The sequence below is a fragment of the Hymenobacter sp. M1-2 genome (assembly GCF_057808495.1).
On the sequence record NZ_JBTYZO010000023.1, the window covers coordinates 77,662 to 104,066 of the forward strand.

Genomic DNA, 26,405 nt, shown 5'->3' on the forward strand with positions numbered 1-26,405 from the left:
GAGGACTTACGTCCAGTACAGCACCGGGGCGTTGGGGAAACGCTGCTGCCACTCGGCGTAAAAGAACTCTTTGAGTTGGCGCATGTCGGTGGGCTGGTAGACGTATTTGGTGCCGCCAAACTTGTTACGCTTCACGGCGCGGGTTGCTTCTTCTAGGTCCAGGGTGGTATTAGGGTACCATTGCAACAGCACATCCTTGGAGCCGGGCGTGAAGCGGTGCGTGATGAACTCCACGGTCAGGTCGCAGTCGAAATCCAGGGCGGTGGCTATACGGTCGAACAGGCGGCGGTATTCGTTTTGCCAGTCGGGAATGGGCATGATGGGCGCCAGTACTACGCCTACCGGATACGCACCTCCCCCCTGCTCACGCGGCAAGGCCAGCTTGCGCAACGCTTGCAGCCGCGCCTCGACGGAAGCCGTGCCACCTTCGAGCTTGCGCACGGCCGGCTCAGCGTTCAAGCTGAAACGGGCGCGAGTGCGGCCGTGGTGGGGCAGGTCGAGCAGAGAATCTACGTGGTTGTACTTGCTCACGAAGCGCAGACGGGCCCCCTCTCGCTCACCGTAGTAACGGATGCACTCGGCCAGGCTGCCGGTGAGGTGCTCAATGCCGAGCACATCGGTGTAGCAGCTTACCTCAAAGCTAGTGAGGCGGCCCGCTTGCTCGTAGGATTGCGTGTTCTGCAACAGCTGCGGTAGATTAGCAAAGGCTTTCACTACGGGTGGGCCTTGCAGGCTACCAGCTAGGTAGCAATACTGGCAGTGAGCGGGGCAGCCCTCGGCCAAGTTCATTTGCCAGTCGGCGGAAGGCGGCGTGGGCTGCAAACGCAGCGCGCTAGGTGGGGCGCACACCACGGCCAGCGTGCTTTTGGCCCGACGGTAGGTGTCGCGCGCGTCTTCGCCGCGCAGCCCGGTCATGCGGTTGTTCTTGAGAATTTCCACTTCCAGATCCTGCGCCGTGACGCGCTCCAGGATCTGCTGGCCGAAAGGCTGTTCTAGAGCATCGGGGGTGAACACGACACGCTTGGGCAGCCACACTTTGGCTGAATGTTCGCGCGGCGCAATGGGGGCCGGAAGGATGTCGAGAGAGGGAAACAACTGGGCTTGCGTCATAGTAGTTTACAACACCCCGAGCGCCTAGAAAGCTCCCGCAAAACCCATTTTCTACCCCCAAGAAAGGCTTTTTTACTGCTCATAACCGCGCAGCAAATGAGGCAAAAAAAGGAGCATGCTGGGTAGCATGCTCCTTCTCTTTTAGGCGGTACGGGAAACTACGCGCGGCGTACTTTCACGGCGTTCAGACCTTTGCGGCCTTCTTCTACCTCGAACTCAACCTTGTCGTTGTCGCGGATTTCGTCGATGAGACCCGTTACGTGAACGAATACGTCCTGACCGGTGGTGGCGTCGTTGATGAAACCAAACCCTTTGGTTTCATTGAAAAATTTTACTGTTCCTGTTGCCATGATGCTAGGAAATGAATGGATGAAGCAACTGACAACGAAACTCTACTATTATTCAGCACGCGAATCAATGGTAGTGATACGAGGCAATTTGCCTTGGACGTGACAAACGTACACCTTATTTTTTAGATGTCTCTATATCCGCCGCATAAACGGGCCGTAGGCTTCCCGCTACTCGCGGCCTCGTTTTGTAATTCGAGCCGAGCAAACCATTAACGCGCTGCTAGTTTTCTCGTGCGTCTTCTCCTCCTACGTAGTACTCGGGAGCAGCTACGGCAGGTACGGATTTGCGGGTAGTAAGTACGCAAAAATGAGTTTCGCAAGCACTCTGGGAACTAGCAAAGCGTACTAGCACAGAGCTAGCTCGCCGGTTAGGAAACTGCTTCTTGCGCGTGCTCTTGGCTTTTTCGGTACGCCGATGCGAACCTGCTCCGGCCACTACTCATCAGTGCCAGAGTCTGGTGGGGAACTGGCCTGACCATGAGCGTCTAAGCTGGGGCATGGCTGTGCCTGGTAGCCCGTTTTCTTAATCTACGTCTCGTTTGCTTCATCTTGCTTTTATGATTGTATTACAGCTTTTTACCGAAGCCGATTTTCCTCAGCTTATTGCCTGGATCAACAACGAGCGGCTGCTCAAGGAGTGGTCTGGGTCGTTGTTTTCGTTTCCACTTACTGCCGATAAACTCCGCTGGTACATTCAAGAAGCCAATGACCCGCAGCAGTCCGACGTCTTCGTGTACAAGGCCATCGACACGGGTACTGGTGATGTGGTGGGGCATATCTCGCTAGGTGGTATCAGCCGGCACAACAAGGCGGGCCGCATTACGCGCGTGCTAGTTGGCAATACGGCAGCGCGGGGCCAGGGCCACTGCCAGGCCATGATGAGAGCTATTGCAGCCATTGGGTTCGAGGAGCTGGGCCTGCACCGCCTCAGCCTGGGTGTCTACGATTTCAACCACGCCGCCATTCGCTGCTACGAGCGGTGCGGCTTCCAGCGCGAGGGCACGCTGCGCGACGTAGTGCGCTACCACGACGAATACTGGTCGATGGTGGAGATGAGCATGCTGGAGTATGAGTGGCGGCACATCGGAACTCATGCTCAGGCCGCCTAACAGATGTACGAGTAGTGCGTGGTGCCACGCGGTGCTTGAAGCAATATCAAACACAATCAATGGAATCTAACCCCAAGCAGCGTGCCTTTCAGGGCCTGGGTATGGCGCACGTGGTGGAGCGTAATATCGCGGAGCTGCTCAAGCGTAGGCAGGCCGAAGAGAAGCGCAAAACCTGGCCGGATAAGCTAGCCGACGCCGTCACGACTTTCACGGGTAGTCTGGCCTTCGTCTTCATTCACCTAGCTTTGTTTGGCATCTGGATTTGCTGGAACCTGGGCTGGCTGGGCCTGAATCCGCTCGACCCTTCGTTTGTGGTGCTGGCTATGTTTGCTTCGGTGGAAGCTATTTTCCTTTCCACGTTCGTGCTCATCAGCCAAAACCGGATGGCGGCGCAGGCCGATAAGCGGGCGGAACTGAACTTGCAAGTGAGCCTGCTAAGTGAACACGAGATTACGCGGCTCGTCACGCTGGTGGCGGAGATGGCCAAGAAGCTGGGTATTGAGGAAGCGCAAGACCCGGAAATTACGGAGCTGGAAAAGGATGTGCAGCCAGAAAAGGTGCTCGATACCATTGAGGAGCAAGAGGAGCAGTTTCAGCAGAATACTTCGCAGGAGTAGTTCTGAGGCTAGCTTTTGGCTTCTGGTTCTAACTTTTGTCTTGCTCTAGCCTTCTAGAAAGCGAGAAATAATTTGGGTCATTTCCTGTTTCTGGGGTTCCGTGGCGCCATCCCACATATCGTTGTGGATGGTGTTGGGCAACTTGGTAATAATGATGCCGAAGGTGGCTTGCTCGGCCGGAGTTGGCAGGACGCCTTCGTCGGCGGGCTGGTCGGTGGAGCGGATGGACAGGATGCGCGGCTGGCGCGTGCGGGGCAGCGGCAGGCGCCGGTTGTCGAGGGAAATGACTTTCTCTACCAGCTCCGGGTACTGCTCGGTGAAGAGCACGCTCATGTCGCCGCCGTTGGAGTGGCCTACCAGCAGCAGGTGCTTGATATCTATTTCGGGATGCAGCCGCTCTATTTCCTGGCGCACGAACAGCAGGTTGTGCACGCCCCGCTCCCAGTTGGGGCGCCGGACTATCTGCGGAATGCCGGTTTGCGGCAGAGGCTCGTCGGTGGGTAGTTCGTGCTGCACGCTGGCCACCACGTAGCCATGCGCCACCAGCGTACGGGCGATGAACGAGTAGCCGGTGTTCTGGCCGCCGTAGCCGTGGCTGAGTAGAGCCAGCTTAGGTTTGGCGCGCTTCGAGGTAGCACCCACAGATGGGAGATAGAGCATCACCGGCACCGCACGGTTGCGAGCCTTATCCAACAAGTCGAGGCGAGTGGTTTGGGGCTCGGTTGAGGCCGTAGGGGCGGTACTGGCTGAAACTGAGGAGGTGGCCGGTAAGTTGCTGCCGACACAACCGGCTACGAGCAGTGCCAGCGCCAGGATCAGAGCTTGTTTCACTCGTGGAGGGAAGTACAGTCCTATCATCATAACTAGCCTGGGGCGATGCTTGGGGCGATGAAGATAGATACGAAGCTAGTTTGCGAGACCCTAATGCAGCTTTTCAAATAGCTGTGTCGGCCGATAGGGCTTCATCGGCGGCGCGGTTAACTTCCACGAGCTGCTGACGCAGCGCTTTGTAGGCAGGCCATTCGAAGCTAGCAACGAAATCGGCGGCGGCGCGGGCACCGGCGGCGAATAAGGCCTGCTTGTCGGCTTCGGGCAGGTGAAAATCGAGCCAGTTGTAGGGCGCGGTATCAACGCAGGCGACTAAGTGGCGGAAGTCGGGATTGCGGGCGATGAAGTCGTAGTCGTGGACGTGACGGGCGGCGTTGAACATAGCGCTCAGCAACTCCGTGAACTTACCCACCGGGTTGGGCCGGGCACGGTTCAGGCCCAGCTTTACGCCAAAGGTGGGGCATACCGGCAGCCGGTGCCGCTCGTGAAACAAGTCAATGGGAAAGTTCGACATGATGCCCCCGTCGAGGAAGTACACGGCTTCGGGCACCGGCCCAGTGTAGCCGGCCATGTCGTGCCAGCGCGGGCAGGGCCAATGGCCGGCGTTGGGCAGGTCTGCCACTCGGTACGGGTGAAACAGCAGCGGCACCGACATGGACGCTCGCACGAAATCGGCAGGATTTACGGCCAGCGGGTCGGCGTAGTAGAGGCGAGCCATTTCGGGAAACACGGCCTTGGTTTTGGTGGTGATATCGGCCGCGACCAGCGCCAGCCGTACCGGCCCGGCGGGGGCGTAGGGCCGGCCGTCGCGGAGTTGGAGCTGGCCAGGCGCCAGCGTGCGGGTGGTGGCGTAGAGGTCGCGCACGGTGCCCACGCCCCAATCGGTCATCACGGCGCGCAGCCAGTTCAGAAAAGTGGTGCCGGGGTGCAGGCCGTAATCGTTGGTGAAATTGTCGATCACCTGGGCGCCGGTCCAGAGGTAGCGCAGCATGGAGCTATTGCCAACCAACGTCTGCTGAAAACCGCGCGCGTCGGCGTCGCCATCCACGAACACCGATAAGTCTTGGGTGATGAGCACATCCATGATGCGGTCGGTTTTGCGCGCCTCCACTGGGCCGGCCGCCGCCATCAGCAGCGCGTTGATGGACGCCGCCGACGTGCCGCCGAGCCGCAGAAAGCGCACACCCAGCTCTTCGAGCACGTACACGTAGCCAGCCAGCGCCACGCCTAACACCCCACCGCCCTCCATCACCAGATCCACGTACTGGTGCCCGGCCGCGTCCACCACATCCGATACCTGCCAACCGCCCGGTTGCGCGGCTCGGGCGGCTACTACGGCGCGGGCGCGTTGCAGGTGCGGGGCAGCTTGCTCTTTGTAGGGGGCGGAGCGCATGGTTTTGGTTGAGTGTTAGGCGTTACGGCTTGAAAGGTAAAGATTGAAAATTACCAGGACGCTACGCTTAAACAACAGCGAAAATGGTGCGGCAGCTGACTACGGATAGCGGCTGAAGGGTACTCTCCGTGCGGTGGCTTACGTAGAAGTGCTGCTTTTTTGATGATGCCTGAAGCAGGCCGGTTTAGGCCCGAAACCGCCAGAAGTCCTGCCCGACTTGCTTGACGATTATTTCCAGTTGTTGTCGGGTGCGGGCCAAGGCCGCGGCGGCAGCTTGTTGGAGCCGGGCCCGGTCGGTGTAGCAGGCCGTACTTATTTTGCCATCATCGTCGCCCTCCAGGAAATACACCTGGTCGGAGATGGCGTAGGCGGCGCTAGACCAGCCCTGGTCCATGTCGGTGTAGAGCAGCTTTTCCGGGGTTGGGTCGAGCAGGCATTTTAGCAGGAGTTCGGTTTCGGGAAAGCTATCGTACCAGGGGAAGGAGAGAACTACCTCGCCGCGACTGAGCAGCACGGGCCGCATCCAGAAGTAATGCTGAAGCTCTTTCAGCTGCTTGCGGTGCTGTGCGGCGGCGCGAACTATGGAGGTGTAGTAGCGCACCAACTCGGTTTCCTGGCCCTGCGCTGCGGCGCTCAGCACTATGTGGCGGCGCGCTTGCCGGGGCACTGCGAGCTTCACCACTTTGGTGCGCAGGTCGTTGGGTTCGGGCTTGCTGTACGAGCCATAGAAAAAATCCGGCTTCACAAGGTAAGCCACCTCAGGAGCCAAGTCAGGAATGTACTTGCTGGTCCGCGTGAAAGCGGCGGGGTCATCGGACAGCATAAGGAAAGTGTGTGTGCGTCGTGGCTACGACACGAATATAGTCTTCGTTGCATCATCTGCTTTCGGCCCGCCCTAGGATTGTCGCAAGTACTCCCGCCCGGCAATTTCGTGGGCGCCGTAGTGCATCACCTGCTTGGCGAAGGCCGTCATGTGATGCTCCTTGTCGACGGCTATATCGGGCAGGAAGGTGGCTACTTCTTCGTTGGTGAGGCGCAGGTACACATTGTATAGGAAGGTGGAACCGCAGACTACCTCTAGGTAGTACACATCCGAAGACTCATCTTTTAGCAAACTGTACATCCACGACTGGTTTTTGTACAGAACGGTCATCTCATCCGGCTTCATGAATAGACTGTAAATGGTTTTTAGTCAATTACGGAGTCGGCAGTTGAGCCCCGGTGGGGCGGCATATCGGTGGAAATAGGAGTCATGAAGGTAGACAAAGCCCCATCGGGGCGGCACCAAATCGTGGGACGGTTGGTGTCGGCCCGATGGGGCTTTATCCAGTGTTGCGGGCGATGATTCCACCGATATGTCGCCCCGCTGGGGCTCGATGCTCCGCAACCGAGAGTTGGTTTCAGCGCGGAGTCTGGCCTTTCTGTTACGCGCTGCCGAGGTGGCAAAGTTTGCTACAGGGCCGTCATGAGCAGCTGTTGGGGGTGACATGAGCCGCTAGCGAGCTTGTTATGCCCGCTGACGAGCTTGCAATGCCAGCTTGCGACCTTGTTATGACCACTGGCGAGGCCGCAACGAACGTTGGGGAGCTTGCGACGACCAATAGCGAGGCTGCGATGCACGCTGACGAACTTGTAATGCCGGCTGACGAGCTTGCGATGAACCCTATCGAGGCGGCATTGGGTGGTGGCGGGCTTGCGATGCTCGCTGGCGAAACGGTAAGTAATTCAGGCGGGTGCCCGCCACTATGCTGCTGAGCAGGCCCCATTCCGACTCCGCACTGAGCGCGGTTTCTATTCGTGCTTTATCTTACGCAGCGCTACCCAACCATTCGCTTTTCTTTCTAGAGGTTGTTCTGCTACTTTGACCATCCTGCTTCGGCAAGCAGACGCCAGATAAAGCAGGACGCCCTTTTACTTTCGCCTCCCTCCTACCGCATGGCCAAGCAATTCACTGAAATAGAGCCGGCTATTCAGGCCTTCATTGAGCAGCAGCACGTGTTTTTTGTCGGCACGGCCGCGCCGGATGGCCGCGTCAACGTTTCGCCCAAGGGCCAGGATACCCTGCGGGTGCTCGGCAGCAACCGCGTGGCCTGGCTCAACCTGACGGGCAGCGGCAACGAAACGGCGGCGCACCTACGCGAGCTGAACCGCATCACGCTCATGTGGTGCGCTTTTGAGGGCAAGCCCAACATTCTGCGCCTCTACGGCACGGGCACCGTGTACCACCCCCGCGACGCGCAATGGACCGAGCTGCTGCCGCTGTTTCCGGCGCTGCCCGGCGCCCGGCAGATTGTGGTGGTCGACGTGGACCTGGTAACGACTTCCTGCGGCACGGCCGTACCCCTGCTCGACTACCGCGCCGACCGCAACGACCTGAACCGCTCGATGGAAAAGCGCGGGCCGGAGCTGGTGCAGGAATACTGGCAGGAAAAGAACGTCCGCAGCCTGGACGGCAAGCCCACGGGGATTTGAGTACTGAGGCTTTAGCTGTGGGTCATTAGAGCGGTTCGTGGGTCACTGTCCGTGGACCCCTCCCCCGTCCCACGCCGCTTGATGCGCGGAATCCAAAAGGGAGGGGTGCGTTCAACGACTTAGTTGTCGACTGGCACCCCTCCCTTTTGGGGAGAGGTCCACGGGCGCGGTAGTGTGCCTGGTTCTGGCCCGGTTACGCATGGCAGACCACTCGGCACGAGCATTTCGTGGAGCCCAGGCTAGCGGCATTAGGGCAGCGGAATGACGGTGCCGAGCCCGGCATAAGTGTATTGTGCGGCGAATTGCTGTTGCAGGGTGGCGAAGCCGGCTTCTCCGGTGCAGTGGCCGGGGGCGACGCGCACCACCTTCCACTCGTCGTGCAACGCACCGGCCAAACGGTTAAGCTCGGCCGGGGGCGTCTGCACCAGATGCAGCCCGCCAATGAGCAGCTGCACAGGCTTCTGCTTGGCCGCCACCGAAGCCAGAATCTGCTCGATGCCGGGGTGAGAGCAACCGACTACCAGCACCTGGCCCTGTGGGGTTTGGATGGCGAGGGAAAGCTCCGGGGTTTCTGGGAAAGGCTTGTCCCGCGGCGCCAGGTTGCGCACCAGCGTGAAGCCAGGCAGCACTTCCCGGGTGCTATCGACGCGGGTGATGTTGGCTTCGCGCCAGGGGCTGCCGTGCGGCAGGTTGCTGGGTATTGCTCCGCCATTGAAGTAGCGCATCTGCGGGGGCAACGATGGCGCCTTGTTGCGGAAGAAAGCCGCGGGCGGTGCCGGGGAGCCGAAATACTCGTCGTCGGGGGTGTAGACTTTGACCTTGGGGTTGACTTTGAGCAGGTGCCGCAGCCCGTCGGTATGGTCGCCGTGGCGGTGCGAGATGACCACGAAATCCAGCCGGGTCAGGTCGACACCCAGGGTCTTGACGTTGGCGGCGAACTTGTCTGCGTTGTTGCCCGTGTCGAACAGGATACGCTTGCCCTGGTACTCGATCAGGGCGGCAAAGCCCCAGTCCTGTTGCAGCTTAGCCGACTGGCCGAAGGCGTCGAACAGGATGGTTACCTGGTTGGGGGTTTGCGTGGGGCCGCTACGTGCCGCGAGCAGCAAGCCGCTTGCCAGTAGGAGGAGGATGGGCCAGCTTCTCATCTTGGTCGCGCGGATTAAGAGTAAGACGACTCTAGATACTCATTTTGCGGCAACATCAGCAAGACACAACTTTCCGGCAGGCCAAGTGGTACTACCATTTCCTGGTGAGCTTGCTACATAAGCCACCGCAGATTTTATGCACGACAACCACCCTACCTCACCAGCAGCGCCCCAAACCGCTCCGTTCAACAGCCTCCATAAAGCACCGGCCACCATTGTACTAGCCGGCGCCACCGGCGCGCTGGGCCTACTCATTGCCCACCACCTGCTCCGGCGCGGCGCCAGCGTGCGGGCCTTGGTGCGCCCAGGAGCGGGCTCCAAGGCGGAGGCTATTTCCCTGGGGCTACAAGGCGCCTCCGTGGTGGAGGTAGACTACGGGAATGTAACGGAACTGACGCAAGCCTGCGCGGGCGCAACCTGCGTGGTGTCGGCGCTGTCGGGGCTGCGCGACGTGATAGTGGAGGCGCAGAAGCGGCTGCTGGAGGCGGCCGTAGCGGCGGGCGTACCGCGCTTCATTCCGTCCGATTTTTCCATTGATTTCACGAAGCTGCCCCCTGGCTCCAACCGCAACCTCGATCTGCGCCGGGAGTTTGCCCAACACCTGGATGCAGCGTCCATCCGGGCCACGTCCATCCTCAACGGCATGTTCACGGACTTGCTCAAAGGCACAGCGCCGGTGGTGCTGTTCGGTCCGCGCCGGGTGGTGTACTGGGGCGACGCCGACCAGCCACTGGACTTCACTACGATGGTCGATACGGCCACCTTCACTGCCGCCGCGGCCCTCGACCCCACCACGCCGCGTCACCTGCGCGTAGCCGGCGACGTGCAAAGCATCCGCGGGTTGCAAGCGGCGGCCAGCACCGCCACGGGGCAGGAGTTTCGCCTGTTTCGGGTGGGTAGCCTGGGCGCTTTCGGCACGCTCATCAAAGCAACCAAGGCCCTCACGCCCGGCACCAACGACGTATTTCCGCCCTGGCAGGGCATGCAATACCTGCACAACATGTTCAGCGGCCTCCCGAAACTGGAGCCGCTCGACAACGCCCGCTACCCGGAAATCCGGTGGACGCCGGTGCGGGAGGTGCTGGCGGGGCGGGGATAAAGGCAAGTCACGGCTACCACACGAGCCTTATTCCTTCGCTTTCAACTGGCTTGTAAACTTTTGCGTGGTCATTTGCTGACCAAACGCATAGACTATGTTTTCCAGAAAATAGTCTTGCATTGCTTTGGTGAAGGTAGCGCAGGCATCCGATAGCACAGTTACTTCATACGCCCGATCATGCGCGTCTCGAAACGTGGATTCTACGCAGGCGTGGGTAGCGTACCCAGCCAAATAAAGCTCCGAAATCTGGTTGTTACGCAGGTAAGCGTCCAGATTAGACGCTGAAAAGCAGCTGACTCCCGTCCGGCCCGTTACTTCAAACTCGTCCGGTGCTGGTTCGAAACCAGGGAAGGCTGCGCTGCCTTTCTGGTTGATCTGAAAGGTCTGGGTTTTCTTGATTAGGCCCCACATCCCCTGCTCTTTCTGGCCAAGCTCTGGATAGCCTTCATTGAAATGGTAGCCGGCATGTATTACGTGCCAGTCGTTTTCCCGAGCAAAAGCCAAGGCCGTTTTTCCGTTGTTGATGGAAGCTTCCAGCTGCTCCCGGTCTTGCATGTACTGGTTTAGCGTGTCGTTGGCATCCAGCCAATCGTTCTGAAACTCTATCATGAGGAGGGCTCTGTTCGTTTTTCCGGTACGCATTGTTCTGTTGGTTAAGGTTCAGACAAAGCAAAGCCGGAAGGCCCGCAAGAAACTTCAACTACTTGAAGAAGCACCTTGCTGAGCCCACTTATTGCGAAGCATGCTTAAGAACTGGGGCGTTATGCCCAAGTACACAGCTAACTTTTTTTGTGGAATGCGCTGCTCAAAATGAGGGTATTTCTGAATCAGCTTCACGTAACGTTCCTCAGCCGAATCAGAAATATTCTGCATAATCCGCTGTTGCTGGGCAATAAAAGCACTTTGCAGCATGAGGCGGAAGAACTTGTTGAATTGGGGAACTCGCTCGTACAGACTTTCTAGCTTCGGCTTACTGATTTGCAGGAGTACAGTGTTTTCGAGAGCTTCAATGAAGTAGGGCGTTGGTGTTCCAGTTAGAAAGCTATGCAAATCACCAACCCACCAATTCTCCAGCGAGAAAGTCAGAATGTGTTCTTTCCCCTTAGCATCTACTTGGTAGGTACAAAGCCCTCCACTAATCACAAAGCTTTGGTACAGATTCACTTCCCCTTCGGTCAGCAAAAAAGCTTTCTTCTTGACCGTTTTTAATCGAAGTAGCGAGGTAAAACAAAGCTCTTCTGTCTCCGTGAGACGAATGTGTTTGTTCACGTTCGCCAGGATTAATTGGAAAGCCTCACTTTCTCCCATATAGATTGTAGCGTGTGATAAGTAGATTGACGCAGGCTTATCTTAAGTAAGTCACTTTTGTAGCTTCCAAATGAAGCTGATGCCCTTGGAGTCGTCGGTGGCAATGTCGAGGTGCTTGTATTTGGGCGTGAGCGGCTTCGGGTAAGGCTTTTGCCTGCCGTCGGCAGATATTATGGTCAGGTTTTGATACGGGATAAAGACGATAATATGGTCGCCCGGCTGGTACATGCTCATCCAGGGCCGCAAGTCTAGTTGGGGTCGATTCACCAGTATAGTAGGCATGGCGGGCCGCCCGTTGTGTACCAGCGTCAGCTCAACACTGCTCACCTGGTAGCTTTCCTGGCCCATGCAATCAGGAGCGGGAACTAGTTGCAGCCGGACACTAGGAAACAAGGGGCTGCCAGTGGCGGGTATTTCCTCGCCGTTGTGCAACACCTTCAGAATGGGCGTAGCGCAGCCGGTTTGCGCCCGCACGGCTACACTGGTAAAAGCCAGCAACAGTAGTGACAGGAATAATTTTTTGAGCATACGAACGACGAATTGAGAAGCCGGTACTACGACAAGGAAAGAGCGTACCGCTCGTCAGTTCTAGAGTACGGCGGGTAATTGCGCCGGATCGTGAGGATTGAGCACGGCCAAGCCCGGCAGGGCGTTGAAATCGGTGGTGTTGCGCGTGAGCAGCGGCAGGCCGTAGACAAGGGCCGTAGCGGCAATAATGGCGTCGGGCAGCTTCACGCGGTGCTGCTGGCGCAGACGGATGGTTTGCTGAATAACGGACTCATTGAGCGGCAGTTCCACGCAACTATTGATGAATTGCCGCAAGGCGGTTTCTTCGGCGGCCGTACCGGGTTTGATTAGCAATTCAATCCGGTTGATGACGGAAAGAAAACCCCAGCCGCCATCGACCAGCTGCACCATCCATTGCAGAGTAGCAGTGGGCAACTGTCCGCTTTGAAACTCAATTACCGCATTAGTATCGATTAAGACTCCCGTTCCCATTCGTCGCGCATTTCCGTTACGCCTTTAAGCATACGCTCGCCAGCCTCGGGTGATAGGCTACCAATCAGGCTGGCTACCGACGATTTGCGCATAGGTGGCGCAACGACTATGGCCGGAGCATTCGCTGCTTCAGGCTCGGAAACAACTCCTACCACGCGCACATCTTTTTGCTGTCGTAATGCCGCAATGGCTTCTTCGTTGGGCACTTCTATTAGTACGAGCGTCATATCCTGCTTTTTTGGAAGGTACGAAAGCAAACCCCAACGAGGAGCAAACTATTCCTTTGGTTAAGTGAATCCGCACATGGAAGAACCGGACGCTAACGATAGCCGCTATTTAGCTGGCGCTACTAATGCCGCCATTGCCGCGTCGTGCGGTTGCTGGCGCTCGGTTAGTCCTTCGGCCACGCCGGTGCGGTTACGCTCGGTCTGGTTCTGGCTGGTCTTCCACTTACCCTCCAGCCGGTCGATACGAATTTCAATGCCCACCACGGCGGCTACCAGACCGTCGATGAAATTAGCTGGGGCATCGGTCAGTTGCCACGGCTGCGGGCGAGACGCTTCGTGCTGGGCAGTGAGTTGCGTCAGGTGCTCCCGGAGCCAGGCCGGGTCGTCGGCGACGATGCGCAACGGGCCGTGGGCATGTACCACCACGTAGTTCCAGGTGGGCACCACTTTACCGGTTTCGTGCTTGGTGGGGTACCAGCCGGGCGTGAGGTAGGAATCCGGCCCCTGGAAAATAGCGAGTGTCTGCGTCTGGGCATCCACCAGTTTCCACAGCGGATTGGCCCGCGCAATGTGGCCGCGCAACGTGCCGTAGGGCGTCGGTTGCGGGTCGAGTAGCAGCGGAATATGATTTGCTATCAAGCCCTCCGCCGTGTTCACCACTAGAGTAGCCAGAGAGTGGCTGCGCATCATCTCGTGCAGCACTTCAAGGCGGGTTTCGGCGAAATGACTGGGAGTGTACATAGCGTTAGGGACGTTGGGTGTATTATTTAGTACTGGGCAGTTGGCGTTGATGCTTGGCGGCTACGCCAAGGCGACGGCGCTTCTGCTGCTGTTTGCTGGCGGCCACAAAGCGCGCTATTTCCTGGGCAGTCTGAGGTGTTAGTGGCGCGGAAGGCTCAACTACCAAATCCACCTCACGGGGTTCAATACCTGGTTTCTTGTTCATGGATGGCTATAGTTAACTGGGAAACTCGAAGTCTTTGAAGTATTGAGCGACCAGCTTGCGGGCCGCCTTATATTCGATGGCCATACGCTGGCCGCCAATGGGCGTCGCACCAAGGATATTGGTATAATGCTGTAACAACGCTGTTTTGGAAAAAAAGGCCACGTACCCATCGTGCCCGCGCTCAAACGCTAATTTACAAGCAAAAGCTACCAGATTACCCGGCACGCCGAGATAAAGCTTCTGTTTGCCCTTGTTGAAGCTGGCACTTTCTAGCAGATGCATATACAAGAACCCCTGCATTTCCTCCAGACTGATGAGGCCGTGTATAATGGTTGGATTATCCTCGGTAGTCAATTGGAATACCTCCCGACTTGCCATGCGCAATTCCTTTTTCCAATCAAAAGCCCAATCCAATTTATGAGCTAAGCTCTTGCTGGCTACTGGCGTGACGACAGTTGCAAATACTTCCTTGGAAATAGCGTTTTCAATGGAGTTGGTCAGCTTATCAATGTGAGCGGAAATTCCTTTTACGCCTCGGATGTCATCATTATCCATTATGTAATCTGCTTACTCCCGTCCCGGAATCTTCACGCCGCGCTCCTGAGCTACTTGCTGAGCCAGCTCGTAGCCGGCGTCGGCGTGGCGGAAGACGCCCATGCCGGGGTCGGTGGTGAGGACGCGGCGCAGACGCTCGGCTTTTTCGGGTGTGCCGGTGGCTACTATCACCATGCCCGCGTGAGTGCTGTTGCCAATGCCCACGCCGCCGCCGTTGTGCAGGCTCACCCAATCGGCGCCGGAGGCGCAGTTGGCTAGAGCATTCAGGAGCGGCCAGTCGGCTACGGCGTCGGAGCCGTCTTTCATGCCTTCGGTTTCGCGGTTAGGTGAGGCCACGGAGCCGCAGTCGAGGTGGTCGCGGCCAATGACAATGGGTGCTTTCACTTCGCCGCGGGCCACAAGGTCATTGATGACCAAGCCGAACTTCTCCCGCTCGCCGTAGCCGAGCCAGCACACGCGGGCTGGCAGCCCAATGAAGGGCACTTTGGCCTGAGCCTTAGCAATCCAGCGGTGCAGCATCTGATTGTCGGGGAAAGTTTCGAGCAGGGCGCGGTCGATGCGCAGAATGTCTTGCGGGTCGCCGGAGAGGGCCACCCAACGGAAAGGGCCTTTTCCTTCGCAGAACAGCGGCCGAATGTAAGCCGGCACGAAGCCGGGGTAGAGAAACTGGCCGTGCTCGTCGCGTACTTTGAGGCCGCCTTTTTCGGCCTGGCCGCGCAAGTTGTTGCCGTAGTCGAGGGCGATGGTGCCCTGGCTTTGCATGGCGAGAATGGCTTGGACGTGCTTCACGATGGAAGCCAGCGCCTGCCGTTTGAACTCCTCGGGTTGCTGCTGGCGCAGAGCCAACACCGCGTCAATGTCGCCTTCGGGAATGTAGTCCATCAGGTCATGGGCCGAGGTTTGGTCGGTCACGATATCGGCGCGGAAGCCGCGGGCCAGCAGTTCGGGCAGCACGGTAGCGGCATTGCCGATGAGCCCCACCGACCAGCCTTTGCCGGCAGCTTTGGCCTGTTGGCACAGTTCTAGGGCGTGGTTCAAGTCGCAGGCTTGCTCATCTACGTAGCCCTCGCGCACTTTCTGCTGCACGCGGGCCTCAATCGGCTCGATAACAAGGCACACCCCATCGTTCATCGTGACGGCCAGCGGCTGGGCGCCGCTCATGCCACCAAGGCCAGCCGTGACGGTGATGGTGCCGGCGAGCGTACCGTTGAAGTGCTTGTCGGCTACGGCGGCGAAGGTTTCGTAGGTGCCCTGCACGATGCCTTGGGTGGCAATGTATATCCAGGAGCCAGCCGTCATCTGCCCGTACATCATCAGACCTTGCTTATCCAGCTCATCGAAGTATTCCTGCGTGCTCCAGGCGGGCACGAGGTTGGAGTTGGCGATGAGCACGCGCGGCGCGTGCGCCCACGTACGCAACACCCCCACCGCCTTCCCCGATTGCACCAGCATGGTTTCGTCGGCTTCGAGGTTCTTGAGTGTGCTGACTATGGTTTGGTATTCCTTCCAGTTGCGGGCCGCCCGGCCAGCGCCGCCGTACACAATCAGCTCATCGTAGACCAGGCTCACGGCCGGATCGAGGTTATTTTCGAGCATGCGCAGGGCGGCTTCGGCCTCCCAGGTTTTACAGCGTAGCGTGGTGCCGTGAGCGGCGCGGATGGTTTCGGTAGGCTTGAATTCCGGGTACAGGGGCCGCCCTCCCCCACTGGCCGCGCCTGTGACGAAAGAGGAGCTGGCTGACGGTTGAGTGGCACTGGAGAAGGAGGTGGCTTCGAGGTTAAGCTCGGGCGTTTGGAAGGCAGAGTGGGCCATGAGTGGGTGGGGTGAGTTGGGGCTGGAAGATAAGTTTTTTGAGTTGCTCAAGACATCGTTGAACTCGCTCAAAGCAGAACTGCAGAGCTACAACTCGCATTCACCAAATCTTAATCTGAATTTGTTAGCCGGAAAATGAAGCATTCCGTATCGGAGCGGGGCTGACCCCAAACAGCCCTTCCAACTGACCTAACAACTCAACTTCCATGCTTCACTTTGTCAACTTCCTTCGCGTATTCGTGCTCGTAGACCTTTTGCTGGTTGGCGCTGCCAACCGTAGGCCGGAGATTGAGCGCCAATCTGCCCGCCTGACGACGCCAGTACCCTCGTCGGATGTGAGTTATCAGAGTTCTGCGGCTAAGCGAGTTAACAACCTGACAATTGCAAAAAAGCTGGATAGGCAAGCTCGTCAGTTATAACTAAACGAAGAATTTTTATCCTATTCCGGGTTACCTCCGTAAGAGCAAAGGTATAAAGCAACAGGTAACCCTGCTGTAGCTCAGCATTAAACCTGAATTTAATCCTCACTTTTACCAACCAACACCATGAAAAAAGTATTGTTTATTGCCCTGGCAGCAGCCTCTTTCTCTGTAGCTTCTTGCGGCGGCAACAACGCCGGCGAAGGCAGCCAAGCTGGCGGCGGCACTAGCGACGCCTCGGGCACTTCCACCGAATCTTCAACCTCTGATGCCGGCGGTGCTATGAGCTCCGACACATCTTCTATGTCGGGCGGCGCCGGTGGCGATATGTCGGGCGGCAGCACGGCTGGTGGTTCTACTGCCGGTGGCGGTTCGACGGCTGGCGGCAGCACGGCTGGTGGCTCTACCGCCGGTGGCTCTACCGCAGGTGGTAGCACGGCTGGCGGCAGCACGGCCGGTGGCTCGACTGCCGGTGGCAGCACGGCTGGTGGCTCGACTGCCGGTGGCAGCACTGCTGGTGGCTCAACCGCTGGTGGCGGTGGCAGCACGACTGGCCAGTAACCTGACCTGAGTTCTCAGTCTATTAAAAAAGCCTCCCGAACAGGGAGGCTTTTTTGTTTTGTGGCCTGCCACCCAAGGTTGATTTATCTATTTCAGCATGATTAATCTGATTGGCTTGCCTGGCAGTATTGATGAGTTGGCACTTCGCTGATGCAGCCTATTGAGTTGCCAAGCGGGCGAGGCGCGAGTATGAGGCATGTTTTCTTGACTTTATCATTTAGGCAGAGTCCAACCTTCTCCTATTAGGCGAAGTTCTCGTACTACTGCCATGCCTTACTCACCAACCACCAAAACAAGATGAAAGAATTAGCCCCTGGTGTGCACCAACTCACCATTCAGCGTTTTGTCAATGTGTATTTCGTGGAAAGTAGCACGCCCGGCTCCTGGGTGCTGGTAGATACCGGCCTGCCGGGTTCGGAAAAGGATATCTTGGCTGTTGCCGACAAGCTCTTTTACCCCGGCACGCACCCAGAAGCCATACTTCTCACGCACGGCCACATGGACCACGCCGGCGCTGCCCAGGCCCTGGCTGAACACTGGAAAGTGCCTATCCTGGCTCACCCGCTGGAACTGCCTTTTCTAACGGCCCGCGCTGTGTATCCGCCCGCCGACCCAACCGTGGAGCATGGCGGCAGCTTGGCTTTCGTGGCCCGGTTTTTCCCGCCGCAGTCGTTCCAGCTCAGCGACTACGTGCAGGTTTTCCCTACCGATTCGGAAGAGGTACCGTTTCTGCCGGGCTGGCGCTGGCTGCACGTGCCTGGCCACGCACCCGGCCAGTTGGCCTTGTTCCGCGAATCGGACCGGACGCTGCTGGGTGGCGACGCCTTCGCCACGACCAACCACGAGTCGGTGCCCTCCGTGTTGTTGCAACTGCCCAAAATCAGCGTAGCCGGCGCGCCCTTCAACTACGACTGGCAGCAGGTGCGCGAATCGGTACAGAAGTTGGCAGTGTTGCGCCCGGAGGCCATTGGTTGCGGCCACGGCCCGGCTATCACTGGCTCGGCGGCCACGGAAGGCTTGCAGCACCTCGCCGACCATTTTCCGATGCCCACCAGAGGCCGCTACGTGCAGGAGCCGGCCCGCCTCGATGCCAACGGCGTGGCATCGTTGCCGCCCGCCCCCACATCTGATCCACTAACCACCAAGCTCACTATTGCCGGCGTGGCGCTAGGGGCCTTGATTGGCACGGCTCTGCTGCTCAGGGACCGGCAGAAACACCAGCAAAATATGTACTTGAAGCGGTATCCTTACGCGCCCCAAGAACCAGCCGCCAATCAACACTCTGGCGTGGGCTACACCGTTCGAACGTATTAGCAGCTAGTCAGCGACAGAAACGAGGGCTCCTTCGCTCTGCATTTGCGGAATGAAGGAGCCCTCGTGTTAGTTGTCACCCTATTTCTACTCGTCCTCTTGCGACGCTGCTGGGGAGGGCGGAACGGGTGCTTCTTCCGCTTTGGCCCCCTCCTGTTGCACCGTAACGCCTCCATTTACGGTGGTCAGGCGCAACTGCGGGCCGCCTTTGCCGAAAGTAGCCGTGAGGTTGTGCGGCTGGAGCAGTTTACGCACTTCCGGCGCTAATACGGCCGCGGCGCGGCCCCGACTAGTGCGGGCCACCACAATGCCGGCGTAGGTAGCCGGGACTCGGCAGGTCACGCCTCCGTTGGTGGTGCTCACGTCGAGGCCGGTGCCAGTCCAGGCGGGGCCGGTGAGTGTTACCGTAAGGCCGCCGTTGGTGGTTTTGCCGCGCACATCACCGTCTAGACCCGTGAGGTCTACGCCGCCATTTACGGTTTCGAAGGCGATTTTACCCTGCACGTTTTCGAGGCGGAGGCTGCCATTGTTGGCCCGTAAGGACAGGCTCGTCCGGGTGGGCACAAACACCTCATAGCTCACCGACCAATCTTTAGTATCGGAACCACTGGCAGCGGTGGCGCGCAAGGTGTTGGCGGTGGTACTTACTTTCACGCTAGCAGCTAGGGCCCGTGCATTTTCTACGGTCGCGGAACGCCCTTCGATGACGGCGCGGACTCGCACGTTGGCCCCATTCCAGCCGCGCACCGTGATACCGCCATTTTCGCGGGCATCAATGGTGAGAGCAGTGCCAACGGGTGGTGCGGGCATGGTCAGGTCGCGGGTTTGGCAGTACGTTTTCTGCCGTTGGTTATCCGGTTTGGTTTCGCAATGGCTTTGGAAAGCAGGTGCCGTTTGAGCGGCAACGGAGCCAGTTAGCGTCATCAGTGTGAACAGAAAGAGCAAACATTTCATAGCGGAAGTGCGAGCGGTTAGCCGAATAAAAACACCGGTAGCAACGGTGGGTGCAAGCTAAAGCATCTGCATCAGGTCCGTGATAAATGCTGCCTACGTATTACTGACCCAAGCATCAGCCTACCCGCTAATTTCGGCGGCCACGCCCGTGAGGTAGGCGGTGATAATGGTAGCCGCCAATCGGGCGGTTTGATTATCACGGTCGAAAACCGGGTTGAACTCCACGACTTCAAACAGCCGGACCTCCGCTTTTTTGCCGGCCAAAAAAGCCGCTTCCGTAGCGTGGCGCGGCGTAAAACCGTCGGCGCTAGGAGCCGATACGGCCGGCGCGAAGGCCTCGGCGCAACCATCCATATCGAAGCTCACAAAAGCGGCACCGGCTCCCGCCGCTCTGGACAGCGCCCGGCCCAGATAGAGCGGCATTCCGTCGGCTTGCACGTGGGCCAGCGGCACAATGGTAACCTGCTGCTGGTGCAGAAAGTTGATGTCTTCGTAGGTGTTGAGGTTGGAATGCAGCCCGATTTCGGTGAAGTGTGGGCCGTGCAGAAATCCTTCGCGCAGCAGCTTCCCGAAAGGCGTTCCGCTGCTGATCATGTCGGGTTTGTCCTTCACGTCGGCGTGAGCATCCAGGTTGATGCCGCCTAAGGGCTGGCCGCCCACCGCATCGAAGAGGCCGCGCACGGTGCTGTAGGAGCCGTCGTGGGAGCCGCCAAGCACCACGACGCGCGGGTACTGGCGCAGGAGTTGCGCTAGCTGCTCTCGGATGTGGGCGTGGTTGGTGGCGTGGTCGGGGTGGCTCAGGTCCAGGTCACCGGCATCGGCGAGGCGGAGCGCGTCGAGGTGCACGTTGTGCTCCAGGTTGTAGGTTTTGTGGTAGCGGCGCAGCTCGCGCCGGATGGCCGCGGGCGCCGCTACTGCGCCGGCCCGGCCGCCTTCCAGCACCGTCCCAAAATCGAGCGGCAGACCTACGAGGCACACGTCAGCTTCGGGCAGCTCGGCGGCGGGGCGAATAAGTTCACGCAGAAACATTGGCATAGGAAGAATTGAGAGTGAGCAACGAAGAATCAGAGATGAAAAATTGAAAAATCGTCTGTCATCCTGAGCTTGCGAAGGACCTTATCAGGCCAGTATGAGTTGTTGCTACGATGCCTTTCAACGCTAACCAGTCGGTGGTGGTAAGGTCCTTCGCAAGCTCAGGATGACAGACGGCAAAACCAATTCCTTGTTCGTCGTTCTGCATTCTTCATTGCTCTTTCCTCATTCCCTAAGCCTACATTTCGGCCATGATACTTCGCCTGCTTCCCTTACTTGTTAGCCTGCTGCTGTCTGCGCCAGCGGCTCTAGCGCAACGCAAAGCCAAAACGACAGTGCCCACGCTGGCGCCGTCATTCTTCGCCACCTACACCTACCTCACTTATACTATTCTCGATAAAGGCACCGATCCAGCTCCAATGGCGGCCCAGGGTGTCGGGGGCACCCTTACCCTCCGCCCCGACGGTACCTATGACAAGCAGCTGACTCTAAACGCCAACGGCGGCATCATGCGCTTCGACCAAACTGGCCGCTTCATTTTTGCTGGCAACCACATCAGCTTCTCATACACCGATAAAAAAGGCCAGCCCCGCACCGACAAGGGCATCTTTCGGCTGGCCAATGGGTTGCTTACCCTCATCATCGAAGGCTACCCCGCCGGCAACCAGAGCACCTACACGCTACGGGCTCAGTAAGCTTCCTTGTCGAAACTCCAGGGTTGCAGGTGTGACTTCTCTGCTTTGCCACTCCCGGAACGGCAGCCGGAGAGGTAGCTCACTCCCATTGGGGCAGGCCGAGTTAATGGCGGGTGAAGCACTGGACGCTCGCCAGAAGTAGTGAAGGCAGCCATCACAGGGTTGTACCTTATAATTCGATAATCAGAAAATAAGGTACAAGTGTTGTACCTTATTTTTCAACAATTAAAAAATAGGGTACAACACTTGTACCTTATTTCTTAGTCCTTCAATTATAAGGTACACTTTATCTGTTTCCAGTCCGGCTGGGGCAAAAGGGTCCACGTTGCGCCCGCTCCGGCTTTCTGCTAACTTGCGGCCCCTTTCCAAGCATAGGCCTGCCTACTCACTTAATTACTTACTCACCTAATCACCTCCGTATAGATGGGACGCGCGTTTGAATTCCGCAAAGGCCGCAAAATGAAGCGCTGGGACCGGATGTCCAAGGATTTTACCCGTATCGGCCGGGAAATTGTGATGGCCGTGAAAGAATCGGGCCCCAACCCCGATACCAACTCCCGCCTGCGCACGGCGATGCAGAACGCCAAGGGCGTGAACATGCCCAAGGACCGCGTGGAAGCCGCCATCAAGCGCGCCAGCAGCAAGGAGGAAAAAGACTACCAGGAAGTGGTGTATGAGGGCTACGCGCCCCACGGCGTGGCTGTCGTCATCGAAACAGCCACCGACAACCCCACTCGCACCGTGGCCAACGTGCGCATGTATTTCAACCGCGGCAACGGCGCCCTCGGCACGGCCGGCTCCAGCGACTACACGTTCACCCGCAAAGGCGTGTTCCGCCTCGCCGCGGAGGGCCTCGACCTTGACGAGCTAGAATTGGAGCTCATCGACGCGGGTGCTGAAGACGTGTACGCCGATCAGGAAGAGGACGAGCAAGGCAACGTGAAGGATTTTATCGTGGTGGAAACTACCTTCCAGGACTTCGGCCAGATGCAGAAGGCCCTCGAAGAAAAGGGCCTCGCCGTAGTTTCGGCCCAGCTCCAGCGCGTACCCAACACCACCGTCCACCTCGAAGGCGAGCAACTAGAAGAAGTGATGAACCTCATCGAGAAGTTCGAAGATGACGACGACGTGCAGGCGGTGTATCATACGCTCGGCTGATCACGGATTAGCACGGATTTTAGCGGATTCCACGGATTTTGTGGACGCTGTTTACAACAGAACGAGCTGCTCCGGCTGGGGCGGCCCGTTCTGTTTTTGAGTATGTGTGAAGAGTTTAGTTGGTTGTAGGTGTCGGTTTAGCTACCGTGCCACAACGTTTTGCAGCTTCTTGCTGATAGGAGTTTCTTCGGCAACGATTAGTGAGCCAACACTGGCGCCATATCCATGAACACTCGCACGGCGCAGACCAACCCTTGGGCGTTGCGCTCGGTCACGGCCATAGCTGGCACGGCTACCACGCTGCCGTCTTTGCGAGTGAAGGAGTTTAGAGCTTCCAGGGCAAACTTCTGGTCTGTACCGAAGATATTAAGCAATGTGTGGTTGTTGTGCTCCAAGCCAGACCAGAACGGTGTCAGCATTTCCAGAATAGGCGCCTTACCAGTCACGGCTGGGTTGTTAGCGAATTGTAGTACGCAGTCATCAGCCAGAAATTCGCCGTAGGCTTGCACATCGAGCTGGTCTTGGGTGTGGAGGTAGGCCACGTACCACTCAAATGCTTCAGCCGACAGTTGGTTGGTTTGCAGGGTGCTCGTTGTCATGATAATGGACAGTTGGTGAGGTGAAACACACGGGGCAAACACTGTCCCGATCAACAAGTCAAAGGTAGATTAAACTGCCCCGGCGAGCTGGCACGTATTTCGGTAAAGCTGGTACTTTTTTCGGCTCAGCTGTGGCGGCGGTAGGCCAGGGGTGTCAGACCGGTACGCCGCCGAAAGACCTTCACGAAATACGATGGGTCTTCGTAGCCAAGCCAATACACTATCTCTTGCACGCTCATTGCTGTTTGCTTCAGCAGGCTTTGGGCTTCTAGTATGACGAGGTCATCAATTAGCGTTTTGGCAGATTTTCCGGTTTCCTGCCTGATAACTTCTCCTAGGTGCTTGGCACTGAGGTGTAACTGGTCAGCATAAAAAGCTATGTCCTTATGTTCTAGATAATGCTGGTGTAGTAATTCGCTGAATTGTCGCCCAATGTGTTGGGCTCGCGTTAGGACTGCCGTCTGCCCACTTTCTTGCTGGTGGTATATATCACTCACACGGGCTAATAGCGCGTAAAGCAACCCGCTAAGCGTGGCGGTGTGCTGACACTGGTGCATCAGTTTGAAAAGCGCCGTAATAAAGGAGTATTGCTCGGTATTTAGGGTTACTATATGTTGAGCACCGGCCCGAAAAAACGGCAGGCTAGCGAGAAAGCTACTGTGGAAAGGTGCCTGGAAAACAGCGGGCGTGAAAAATAACGTATCGTTTTTCAGACCCCAGTTTTCATCGAGCCACAACCGGGGAATGCCCGGCCCGATAACGAGCATGGTGTGGGCGCGTAACTCTAGTTCTTGTACACCTATGCGCAAGCGCCGGCTGTCTTCGTGGGCCACCCCAATACCGTAGAAGTAGTTCCGGTACGGATATGTCACGAGGTCTCCTTTGAGAAAATCCTGTTCAGTAGCCAAATAGAAAGGCTGCTCCCGCGCGTCGCCGCGCAGAATGTTGCGCACAAATTTGTGGTACTCGAAGGATTTGAGGCTATCGTATTGCATGACTATGGCACTTGCTGGAGCAGAACCCAGCGGGAAGTTGCTTTACCTGAAATCTGTTACTTCCGCAGAAGCAACGGATTGCGCGAGAAGTTACCAAGTTCACGAGCCACGACTTGTGGGGGTACCTAATGAACAAAAGCAAGGGTGGTCTTTTGGGGCGCGATTTAGTCGGGTGAGTTTTGGACAGGTACAAATTATGGGTAGCTTCAGCCGTGCCGTTGCGCCGTTTAGCGCCAAACACCGGCATCACGTTTTTACCTGCTCTAGCCTAGCTCCCTATGCCTGCCTCACCCAGATTACTTGGTTTTGCTTTACTGCTCGCAAGCCTCTGCAACACCGCCTGCTCTTCTCCCGCCAAAGAACAGCAAGTTGCCTCTACTACTGCCACTTATTTCGCCCGCGATACCACCGAAGCGGTGCAGGACGGCGGCGTGAAGGTGATTCCGATTACGACGCCCAAGGGTACATTCAAGGTCTGGACCAAGCGTTTCGGCAACAACCCGAAGATGAAGCTATTGCTGCTCAACGGCGGGCCTGGCAATACGCACGAGTATTTCGAGTGCATGGAAAATTTCCTGCCCGCCGAAGGCATCGAAATCATTTACTATGACCAGCTCGGCTGCGGCAATTCTGACAATCCCAAGGATACGGCCATGTGGAGCCTGCCGCGCTACGTAGAAGAAGTGGAGCAGGTGCGCCAGGCCCTCAACCTGACCAAGGACAATTTCTACTTGCTCGGCCACTCGTGGGGCGGCATTCTGGCGGCGGAGTACGCCTTCAAGTACCAACAGAACCTCAAGGGTCTCATCATCTCCAACATGATGATGAGCTGCCCAGCGTACGACAAGTACGCCGAAGACGTGCTGGCTAAGCAGATGGACCCGAAAGTGCTGGCCGAAATCCAGCAGATTGAAGCTCGCCGGGACTTCGACAACCCGCGTTACATGGAATTACTGCTGCCCAACTTCTACGCCAAGCACGTGCTCCGCCTGCCGCTAGAGCAGTGGCCGGAGCCCGTGCTCCGCTCTGGTGCCAAAGTCAATAAATCGCTCTACGTGACCATGCAGGGGCCCAGCGAGTTTGGTATTGCTGGCAAGCTGGCCAACTGGGACCGAACCCAGGATCTGCCCAAGCTCGCCGTGCCGGTGCTTTCCATCGGTGGCCAATACGATACCATGGACCCGGAGCACATGCGGCGCATTGCCACGCAGGTACAAAACGGCACCGCCCTCATCTGCCCCAATGGCAGCCACATGAGCCTCTACGACGACCAGCAAACGTATATGCGCGGACTAACCAAGTTTATTTTAGGAGTGAACAAGGGCGAAAAGGAAGTGGCGCTGTAAGAAAGTGAGTGGCTCGCAGAAGCTAAACTCGCCAATCCAAGACTTACCAAACCTGCTGATTTACCGAAACCTAGAGATGCCCCACGAAAAGCCTTGGAGTTGGGCTGCACTTATATTCCTATATCCCCTCTCCGCTTCCGCCGTATCTTTGTGGTCCGCCGCTGCTTCCGGTGGGCAATTTCCTCTCTTGTTTATCCTTCCGCATCATGTCCACCCGACTCAATAAATACATCAGTGAAAGCGGCGTGTGCTCCCGGCGCGAGGCTGACCGCCACATCGAGCAGGGCAACGTGCTCGTGAACGGCAAGCGCGCCAACATCGGCGACCAGGTGACGAGCAAAGACCGAGTGGTGGTGAATGGCATCGTGATTGAGCCGCGGGCCGAAGAGGATGCCATCTATATCGCTTACAACAAGCCGCCGGGCATCGTCACGACCACCGACACCACTATCAAGGACAACATTATCCGCGCCATCAAGCACAGCGTGCGGATTTTCCCGATTGGCCGGCTCGATAAAGAATCACAGGGCTTGATTCTGCTGACCAGCAACGGCGACATCGTCAATAAGATTCTGCGGGCCGGCAACAAGCACGAGAAGGAATACATTGTGATGGTGGACAAGCCGCTGACCGACCCGTTTATTGAGGCTATGGCCAGTGGTGTGCCCATTTTGGGCGTGATGACGCAGAAGTGCAAGGTCACGAAGGAAACCAACTACATCTTCCGCATCACGCTCATCCAGGGCATGAACCGCCAAATCCGGCGCATGTGCGAGCATTTCGGCTACGAAGTGGTGCAGTTGGAGCGTATCCGCGTCATGAACATCAGCATCAAAGGCCTGGGCTTAGGTGAGTGGCGGGAACTGACGGAGAAAGAATTGAAAGTGCTGTTCGAGATGACCGAGCATTCCAGCAGCACCGACGATGGCTCCGTACCACGCCGCCGCAAAACCGTTTCCACCGCCGAGCAGTGGGCCGACCGTCCTTCGCGCAAAACCTCCCGCCCTAGCGTTGGCCAGCCTACCATCGCGCGTCCGGCCTCTGGCTCTCCCAATGAAGATGCACCCCGCAAGTCCAAAGCCAAGCCGGCTGGTGCGTGGGTAGAGAAGCCAGCTGGTCGCAAATCGGCCAAGCCCAGCGGCCTGGCTAAGGCGGGACGGGCGGCTGGCTCAGGGCGGCCGATTGGTCAGCCCGGCACTCGCCCTGGCCGCCCAGCTAGCGGCCCAGGCAAACCGAAAAGCTCTAGCCGGGGCACCCGGGGAAGCGCCCGGCCCGGCAAACGCTCGTAGCCACCCCTATCAGCTGCGCTAAGAAGCTGTTTGAGTTAATTTCGGGTCATGGAAAAGTTAGTCCCGCCCTCGGCTC

At 57.8% G+C, this 26,405-nt stretch carries 30 protein-coding genes; 10 read left to right on the forward strand and 20 right to left on the reverse strand.

The features are described from left to right. Positions 1 to 6: 6 nt before the first annotated feature. Both ACYSMN_RS20095 and ACYSMN_RS20100 read right to left on the reverse strand, forming a co-directional pair. Positions 7 to 1,110 carry a spore photoproduct lyase family protein gene (locus ACYSMN_RS20095; RefSeq protein ID WP_488925701.1) on the reverse strand — a complete coding sequence of 368 codons (1,104 nt, stop codon included), beginning with the start codon at positions 1,108 to 1,110 and terminating at the stop codon, positions 7 to 9. 158 nt (positions 1,111 to 1,268) lie between these two features. Further along, positions 1,269 to 1,460, reverse strand: a complete 192-nt coding sequence (locus tag ACYSMN_RS20100; RefSeq protein WP_488925702.1) for a cold-shock protein — start codon at positions 1,458 to 1,460, stop codon at positions 1,269 to 1,271. A gap of 557 nt (positions 1,461 to 2,017) precedes the next feature. Between ACYSMN_RS20100 and ACYSMN_RS20105 the strand changes: the two genes are divergently transcribed. Together ACYSMN_RS20105 and ACYSMN_RS20110 are read left to right on the forward strand one after the other, a co-directional pair. Next, entirely contained in the window at positions 2,018 to 2,569 is a 552-nt protein-coding gene (locus tag ACYSMN_RS20105; RefSeq protein WP_488925703.1) for a GNAT family N-acetyltransferase, read from the forward strand. A 59-nt stretch (positions 2,570 to 2,628) separates the two neighbouring features. Continuing rightward, entirely contained in the window at positions 2,629 to 3,186 is a 558-nt protein-coding gene (locus ACYSMN_RS20110; RefSeq protein ID WP_488925704.1) for a DUF1003 domain-containing protein, read from the forward strand. Positions 3,187 to 3,231: 45 nt separating this feature from the next. On the opposite strand, the gene ACYSMN_RS20115 is transcribed toward ACYSMN_RS20110, so the two are convergent. The 4 genes from ACYSMN_RS20115 to ACYSMN_RS20130 all read right to left on the reverse strand — a co-directional run bounded on the left by ACYSMN_RS20115 (position 3,232) and on the right by ACYSMN_RS20130 (position 6,560). Continuing rightward, positions 3,232 to 4,017, reverse strand: coding sequence for an alpha/beta hydrolase (locus ACYSMN_RS20115; protein ID WP_488925705.1), 786 nt, complete (start codon positions 4,015 to 4,017; stop codon positions 3,232 to 3,234). Positions 4,018 to 4,120: 103 nt separating this feature from the next. Further along, a complete protein-coding gene (locus tag ACYSMN_RS20120) occupies positions 4,121 to 5,407 on the reverse strand; it encodes a patatin-like phospholipase family protein (protein ID WP_488925706.1) in 1,287 nt (428 codons plus the stop codon). Between the two features lie 184 nt (positions 5,408 to 5,591). After that, positions 5,592 to 6,230, reverse strand: coding sequence for a hypothetical protein (locus ACYSMN_RS20125; RefSeq protein WP_488925707.1), 639 nt, complete (start codon positions 6,228 to 6,230; stop codon positions 5,592 to 5,594). Positions 6,231 to 6,302: 72 nt separating this feature from the next. Further along, the gene (locus tag ACYSMN_RS20130) at positions 6,303 to 6,560 is read right to left on the reverse strand and encodes a hypothetical protein (RefSeq protein ID WP_488925708.1); all 258 of its coding nucleotides are present in this window, start codon (positions 6,558 to 6,560) and stop codon (positions 6,303 to 6,305) included. Positions 6,561 to 7,342: 782 nt separating this feature from the next. Between ACYSMN_RS20130 and ACYSMN_RS20135 the strand changes: the two genes are divergently transcribed. Beyond that, positions 7,343 to 7,879 carry a pyridoxamine 5'-phosphate oxidase family protein gene (locus tag ACYSMN_RS20135; protein WP_488925709.1) on the forward strand — a complete coding sequence of 179 codons (537 nt, stop codon included), beginning with the start codon at positions 7,343 to 7,345 and terminating at the stop codon, positions 7,877 to 7,879. A gap of 248 nt (positions 7,880 to 8,127) precedes the next feature. Here ACYSMN_RS20135 and ACYSMN_RS20140 read toward each other — a convergent pair whose 3' ends face one another. After that, positions 8,128 to 9,024, reverse strand: a complete 897-nt coding sequence (locus ACYSMN_RS20140; RefSeq protein WP_488925710.1) for an MBL fold metallo-hydrolase — start codon at positions 9,022 to 9,024, stop codon at positions 8,128 to 8,130. A 136-nt stretch (positions 9,025 to 9,160) separates the two neighbouring features. Here ACYSMN_RS20140 and ACYSMN_RS20145 point away from each other — a divergent pair, with 136 nt between their 5' ends. Then, positions 9,161 to 10,123: an NmrA family NAD(P)-binding protein gene (locus ACYSMN_RS20145; RefSeq protein ID WP_488925711.1), complete on the forward strand. Its 963-nt coding sequence runs from the start codon at positions 9,161 to 9,163 to the stop codon at positions 10,121 to 10,123. A 27-nt stretch (positions 10,124 to 10,150) separates the two neighbouring features. Here ACYSMN_RS20145 and ACYSMN_RS20150 read toward each other — a convergent pair whose 3' ends face one another. From ACYSMN_RS20150 to hutU, 9 genes are all read right to left on the reverse strand, one after another. Next, positions 10,151 to 10,765 carry a cysteine hydrolase family protein gene (locus ACYSMN_RS20150; protein ID WP_488925712.1) on the reverse strand — a complete coding sequence of 205 codons (615 nt, stop codon included), beginning with the start codon at positions 10,763 to 10,765 and terminating at the stop codon, positions 10,151 to 10,153. A 54-nt stretch (positions 10,766 to 10,819) separates the two neighbouring features. Continuing rightward, positions 10,820 to 11,392: a Crp/Fnr family transcriptional regulator gene (locus tag ACYSMN_RS20155; protein ID WP_488925713.1), complete on the reverse strand. Its 573-nt coding sequence runs from the start codon at positions 11,390 to 11,392 to the stop codon at positions 10,820 to 10,822. A 90-nt stretch (positions 11,393 to 11,482) separates the two neighbouring features. Continuing rightward, on the reverse strand, positions 11,483 to 11,959 hold the full coding sequence (locus tag ACYSMN_RS20160) for a hypothetical protein (RefSeq protein ID WP_488925714.1): 477 nt from the start codon (positions 11,957 to 11,959) through the stop codon (positions 11,483 to 11,485). Positions 11,960 to 12,019: 60 nt separating this feature from the next. Continuing rightward, the gene (locus ACYSMN_RS20165) at positions 12,020 to 12,373 is read right to left on the reverse strand and encodes a type II toxin-antitoxin system VapC family toxin (RefSeq protein ID WP_488925715.1); all 354 of its coding nucleotides are present in this window, start codon (positions 12,371 to 12,373) and stop codon (positions 12,020 to 12,022) included. Between the two features lie 38 nt (positions 12,374 to 12,411). Continuing rightward, positions 12,412 to 12,657 carry a hypothetical protein gene (locus tag ACYSMN_RS20170; protein WP_488925716.1) on the reverse strand — a complete coding sequence of 82 codons (246 nt, stop codon included), beginning with the start codon at positions 12,655 to 12,657 and terminating at the stop codon, positions 12,412 to 12,414. A 105-nt stretch (positions 12,658 to 12,762) separates the two neighbouring features. Then, complete coding sequence (locus ACYSMN_RS20175; RefSeq protein ID WP_488925717.1) at positions 12,763 to 13,398, reverse strand: FMN-binding negative transcriptional regulator; 636 nt, start codon at positions 13,396 to 13,398, stop codon at positions 12,763 to 12,765. Positions 13,399 to 13,420: 22 nt separating this feature from the next. After that, positions 13,421 to 13,603 carry a hypothetical protein gene (locus ACYSMN_RS20180; protein WP_488925718.1) on the reverse strand — a complete coding sequence of 61 codons (183 nt, stop codon included), beginning with the start codon at positions 13,601 to 13,603 and terminating at the stop codon, positions 13,421 to 13,423. Positions 13,604 to 13,615: 12 nt separating this feature from the next. Continuing rightward, on the reverse strand, positions 13,616 to 14,158 hold the full coding sequence (locus ACYSMN_RS20185; protein ID WP_488925719.1) for a hypothetical protein: 543 nt from the start codon (positions 14,156 to 14,158) through the stop codon (positions 13,616 to 13,618). Positions 14,159 to 14,170: 12 nt separating this feature from the next. Further along, complete coding sequence (gene hutU / locus ACYSMN_RS20190) at positions 14,171 to 15,970, reverse strand: urocanate hydratase (protein WP_488925720.1); 1,800 nt, start codon at positions 15,968 to 15,970, stop codon at positions 14,171 to 14,173. Positions 15,971 to 16,515: 545 nt separating this feature from the next. Here hutU and ACYSMN_RS20195 point away from each other — a divergent pair. Further along, positions 16,516 to 16,950, forward strand: coding sequence for a hypothetical protein (locus ACYSMN_RS20195; protein WP_488925721.1), 435 nt, complete (start codon positions 16,516 to 16,518; stop codon positions 16,948 to 16,950). A 297-nt stretch (positions 16,951 to 17,247) separates the two neighbouring features. Next, entirely contained in the window at positions 17,248 to 18,264 is a 1,017-nt protein-coding gene (locus tag ACYSMN_RS20200) for an MBL fold metallo-hydrolase (protein WP_488925722.1), read from the forward strand. An 84-nt stretch (positions 18,265 to 18,348) separates the two neighbouring features. Here the strand turns inward: ACYSMN_RS20200 and ACYSMN_RS20205 are convergent, their stop codons facing one another. Together ACYSMN_RS20205 and ACYSMN_RS20210 are read right to left on the reverse strand one after the other, a co-directional pair. Next, the gene (locus ACYSMN_RS20205; RefSeq protein WP_488925723.1) at positions 18,349 to 19,215 is read right to left on the reverse strand and encodes a DUF4097 family beta strand repeat-containing protein; all 867 of its coding nucleotides are present in this window, start codon (positions 19,213 to 19,215) and stop codon (positions 18,349 to 18,351) included. A 120-nt stretch (positions 19,216 to 19,335) separates the two neighbouring features. Beyond that, positions 19,336 to 20,244 carry an arginase family protein gene (locus ACYSMN_RS20210; RefSeq protein ID WP_488925724.1) on the reverse strand — a complete coding sequence of 303 codons (909 nt, stop codon included), beginning with the start codon at positions 20,242 to 20,244 and terminating at the stop codon, positions 19,336 to 19,338. A 254-nt stretch (positions 20,245 to 20,498) separates the two neighbouring features. Between ACYSMN_RS20210 and ACYSMN_RS20215 the strand changes: the two genes are divergently transcribed. Together ACYSMN_RS20215 and ACYSMN_RS20220 are read left to right on the forward strand one after the other, a co-directional pair. Further along, the gene (locus ACYSMN_RS20215) at positions 20,499 to 20,942 is read left to right on the forward strand and encodes a hypothetical protein (protein WP_488925725.1); all 444 of its coding nucleotides are present in this window, start codon (positions 20,499 to 20,501) and stop codon (positions 20,940 to 20,942) included. A 423-nt stretch (positions 20,943 to 21,365) separates the two neighbouring features. Continuing rightward, positions 21,366 to 22,100 (forward strand): YebC/PmpR family DNA-binding transcriptional regulator, encoded by a 735-nt coding sequence (locus tag ACYSMN_RS20220; RefSeq protein WP_488925726.1) that lies wholly within the window; start codon positions 21,366 to 21,368, stop codon positions 22,098 to 22,100. Positions 22,101 to 22,297: 197 nt separating this feature from the next. Here ACYSMN_RS20220 and ACYSMN_RS20225 read toward each other — a convergent pair whose 3' ends face one another. Together ACYSMN_RS20225 and ACYSMN_RS20230 are read right to left on the reverse strand one after the other, a co-directional pair. Continuing rightward, complete coding sequence (locus ACYSMN_RS20225) at positions 22,298 to 22,699, reverse strand: nuclear transport factor 2 family protein (protein ID WP_488925727.1); 402 nt, start codon at positions 22,697 to 22,699, stop codon at positions 22,298 to 22,300. Positions 22,700 to 22,824: 125 nt separating this feature from the next. Beyond that, positions 22,825 to 23,694, reverse strand: coding sequence for a helix-turn-helix domain-containing protein (locus tag ACYSMN_RS20230; protein ID WP_488925728.1), 870 nt, complete (start codon positions 23,692 to 23,694; stop codon positions 22,825 to 22,827). Between the two features lie 278 nt (positions 23,695 to 23,972). On the opposite strand from ACYSMN_RS20230, the gene ACYSMN_RS20235 reads away from it, so the two are divergent. Together ACYSMN_RS20235 and rluF are read left to right on the forward strand one after the other, a co-directional pair. Further along, on the forward strand, positions 23,973 to 25,040 hold the full coding sequence (locus ACYSMN_RS20235) for a proline iminopeptidase-family hydrolase (RefSeq protein ID WP_488925729.1): 1,068 nt from the start codon (positions 23,973 to 23,975) through the stop codon (positions 25,038 to 25,040). 206 nt (positions 25,041 to 25,246) lie between these two features. After that, a complete protein-coding gene (gene rluF, locus ACYSMN_RS20240) occupies positions 25,247 to 26,329 on the forward strand; it encodes a 23S rRNA pseudouridine(2604) synthase RluF (protein ID WP_488925730.1) in 1,083 nt (360 codons plus the stop codon). The last annotated feature ends 76 nt before the right edge of the window (positions 26,330 to 26,405 follow it).

Coding starts and splice junctions, on each gene's coding strand:
- ACYSMN_RS20095 (WP_488925701.1), bottom strand. CDS start 1,110: ATGACGCAAGCCCAGTTGTTTCCCTCTCTCGACATCCTTCCGGCCCCC.
- ACYSMN_RS20100 (WP_488925702.1), bottom strand. CDS start 1,460: ATGGCAACAGGAACAGTAAAATTTTTCAATGAAACCAAAGGGTTTGGT.
- ACYSMN_RS20105 (WP_488925703.1), top strand. CDS start 2,018: ATGATTGTATTACAGCTTTTTACCGAAGCCGATTTTCCTCAGCTTATT.
- ACYSMN_RS20110 (WP_488925704.1), top strand. CDS start 2,629: ATGGAATCTAACCCCAAGCAGCGTGCCTTTCAGGGCCTGGGTATGGCG.
- ACYSMN_RS20120 (WP_488925706.1), bottom strand. CDS start 5,407: ATGCGCTCCGCCCCCTACAAAGAGCAAGCTGCCCCGCACCTGCAACGC.
- ACYSMN_RS20125 (WP_488925707.1), bottom strand. CDS start 6,230: ATGCTGTCCGATGACCCCGCCGCTTTCACGCGGACCAGCAAGTACATT.
- ACYSMN_RS20130 (WP_488925708.1), bottom strand. CDS start 6,560: ATGACCGTTCTGTACAAAAACCAGTCGTGGATGTACAGTTTGCTAAAA.
- ACYSMN_RS20135 (WP_488925709.1), top strand. CDS start 7,343: ATGGCCAAGCAATTCACTGAAATAGAGCCGGCTATTCAGGCCTTCATT.
- ACYSMN_RS20140 (WP_488925710.1), bottom strand. CDS start 9,024: ATGAGAAGCTGGCCCATCCTCCTCCTACTGGCAAGCGGCTTGCTGCTC.
- ACYSMN_RS20145 (WP_488925711.1), top strand. CDS start 9,161: ATGCACGACAACCACCCTACCTCACCAGCAGCGCCCCAAACCGCTCCG.
- ACYSMN_RS20150 (WP_488925712.1), bottom strand. CDS start 10,765: ATGCGTACCGGAAAAACGAACAGAGCCCTCCTCATGATAGAGTTTCAG.
- ACYSMN_RS20160 (WP_488925714.1), bottom strand. CDS start 11,959: ATGCTCAAAAAATTATTCCTGTCACTACTGTTGCTGGCTTTTACCAGT.
- ACYSMN_RS20170 (WP_488925716.1), bottom strand. CDS start 12,657: ATGACGCTCGTACTAATAGAAGTGCCCAACGAAGAAGCCATTGCGGCA.
- ACYSMN_RS20175 (WP_488925717.1), bottom strand. CDS start 13,398: ATGTACACTCCCAGTCATTTCGCCGAAACCCGCCTTGAAGTGCTGCAC.
- ACYSMN_RS20180 (WP_488925718.1), bottom strand. CDS start 13,603: ATGAACAAGAAACCAGGTATTGAACCCCGTGAGGTGGATTTGGTAGTT.
- ACYSMN_RS20185 (WP_488925719.1), bottom strand. CDS start 14,158: ATGGATAATGATGACATCCGAGGCGTAAAAGGAATTTCCGCTCACATT.
- hutU (WP_488925720.1), bottom strand. CDS start 15,970: ATGGCCCACTCTGCCTTCCAAACGCCCGAGCTTAACCTCGAAGCCACC.
- ACYSMN_RS20195 (WP_488925721.1), top strand. CDS start 16,516: ATGAAAAAAGTATTGTTTATTGCCCTGGCAGCAGCCTCTTTCTCTGTA.
- ACYSMN_RS20200 (WP_488925722.1), top strand. CDS start 17,248: ATGAAAGAATTAGCCCCTGGTGTGCACCAACTCACCATTCAGCGTTTT.
- ACYSMN_RS20205 (WP_488925723.1), bottom strand. CDS start 19,215: ATGAAATGTTTGCTCTTTCTGTTCACACTGATGACGCTAACTGGCTCC.
- ACYSMN_RS20210 (WP_488925724.1), bottom strand. CDS start 20,244: ATGTTTCTGCGTGAACTTATTCGCCCCGCCGCCGAGCTGCCCGAAGCT.
- ACYSMN_RS20215 (WP_488925725.1), top strand. CDS start 20,499: ATGATACTTCGCCTGCTTCCCTTACTTGTTAGCCTGCTGCTGTCTGCG.
- ACYSMN_RS20220 (WP_488925726.1), top strand. CDS start 21,366: ATGGGACGCGCGTTTGAATTCCGCAAAGGCCGCAAAATGAAGCGCTGG.
- ACYSMN_RS20225 (WP_488925727.1), bottom strand. CDS start 22,699: ATGACAACGAGCACCCTGCAAACCAACCAACTGTCGGCTGAAGCATTT.
- ACYSMN_RS20230 (WP_488925728.1), bottom strand. CDS start 23,694: ATGCAATACGATAGCCTCAAATCCTTCGAGTACCACAAATTTGTGCGC.
- ACYSMN_RS20235 (WP_488925729.1), top strand. CDS start 23,973: ATGCCTGCCTCACCCAGATTACTTGGTTTTGCTTTACTGCTCGCAAGC.
- rluF (WP_488925730.1), top strand. CDS start 25,247: ATGTCCACCCGACTCAATAAATACATCAGTGAAAGCGGCGTGTGCTCC.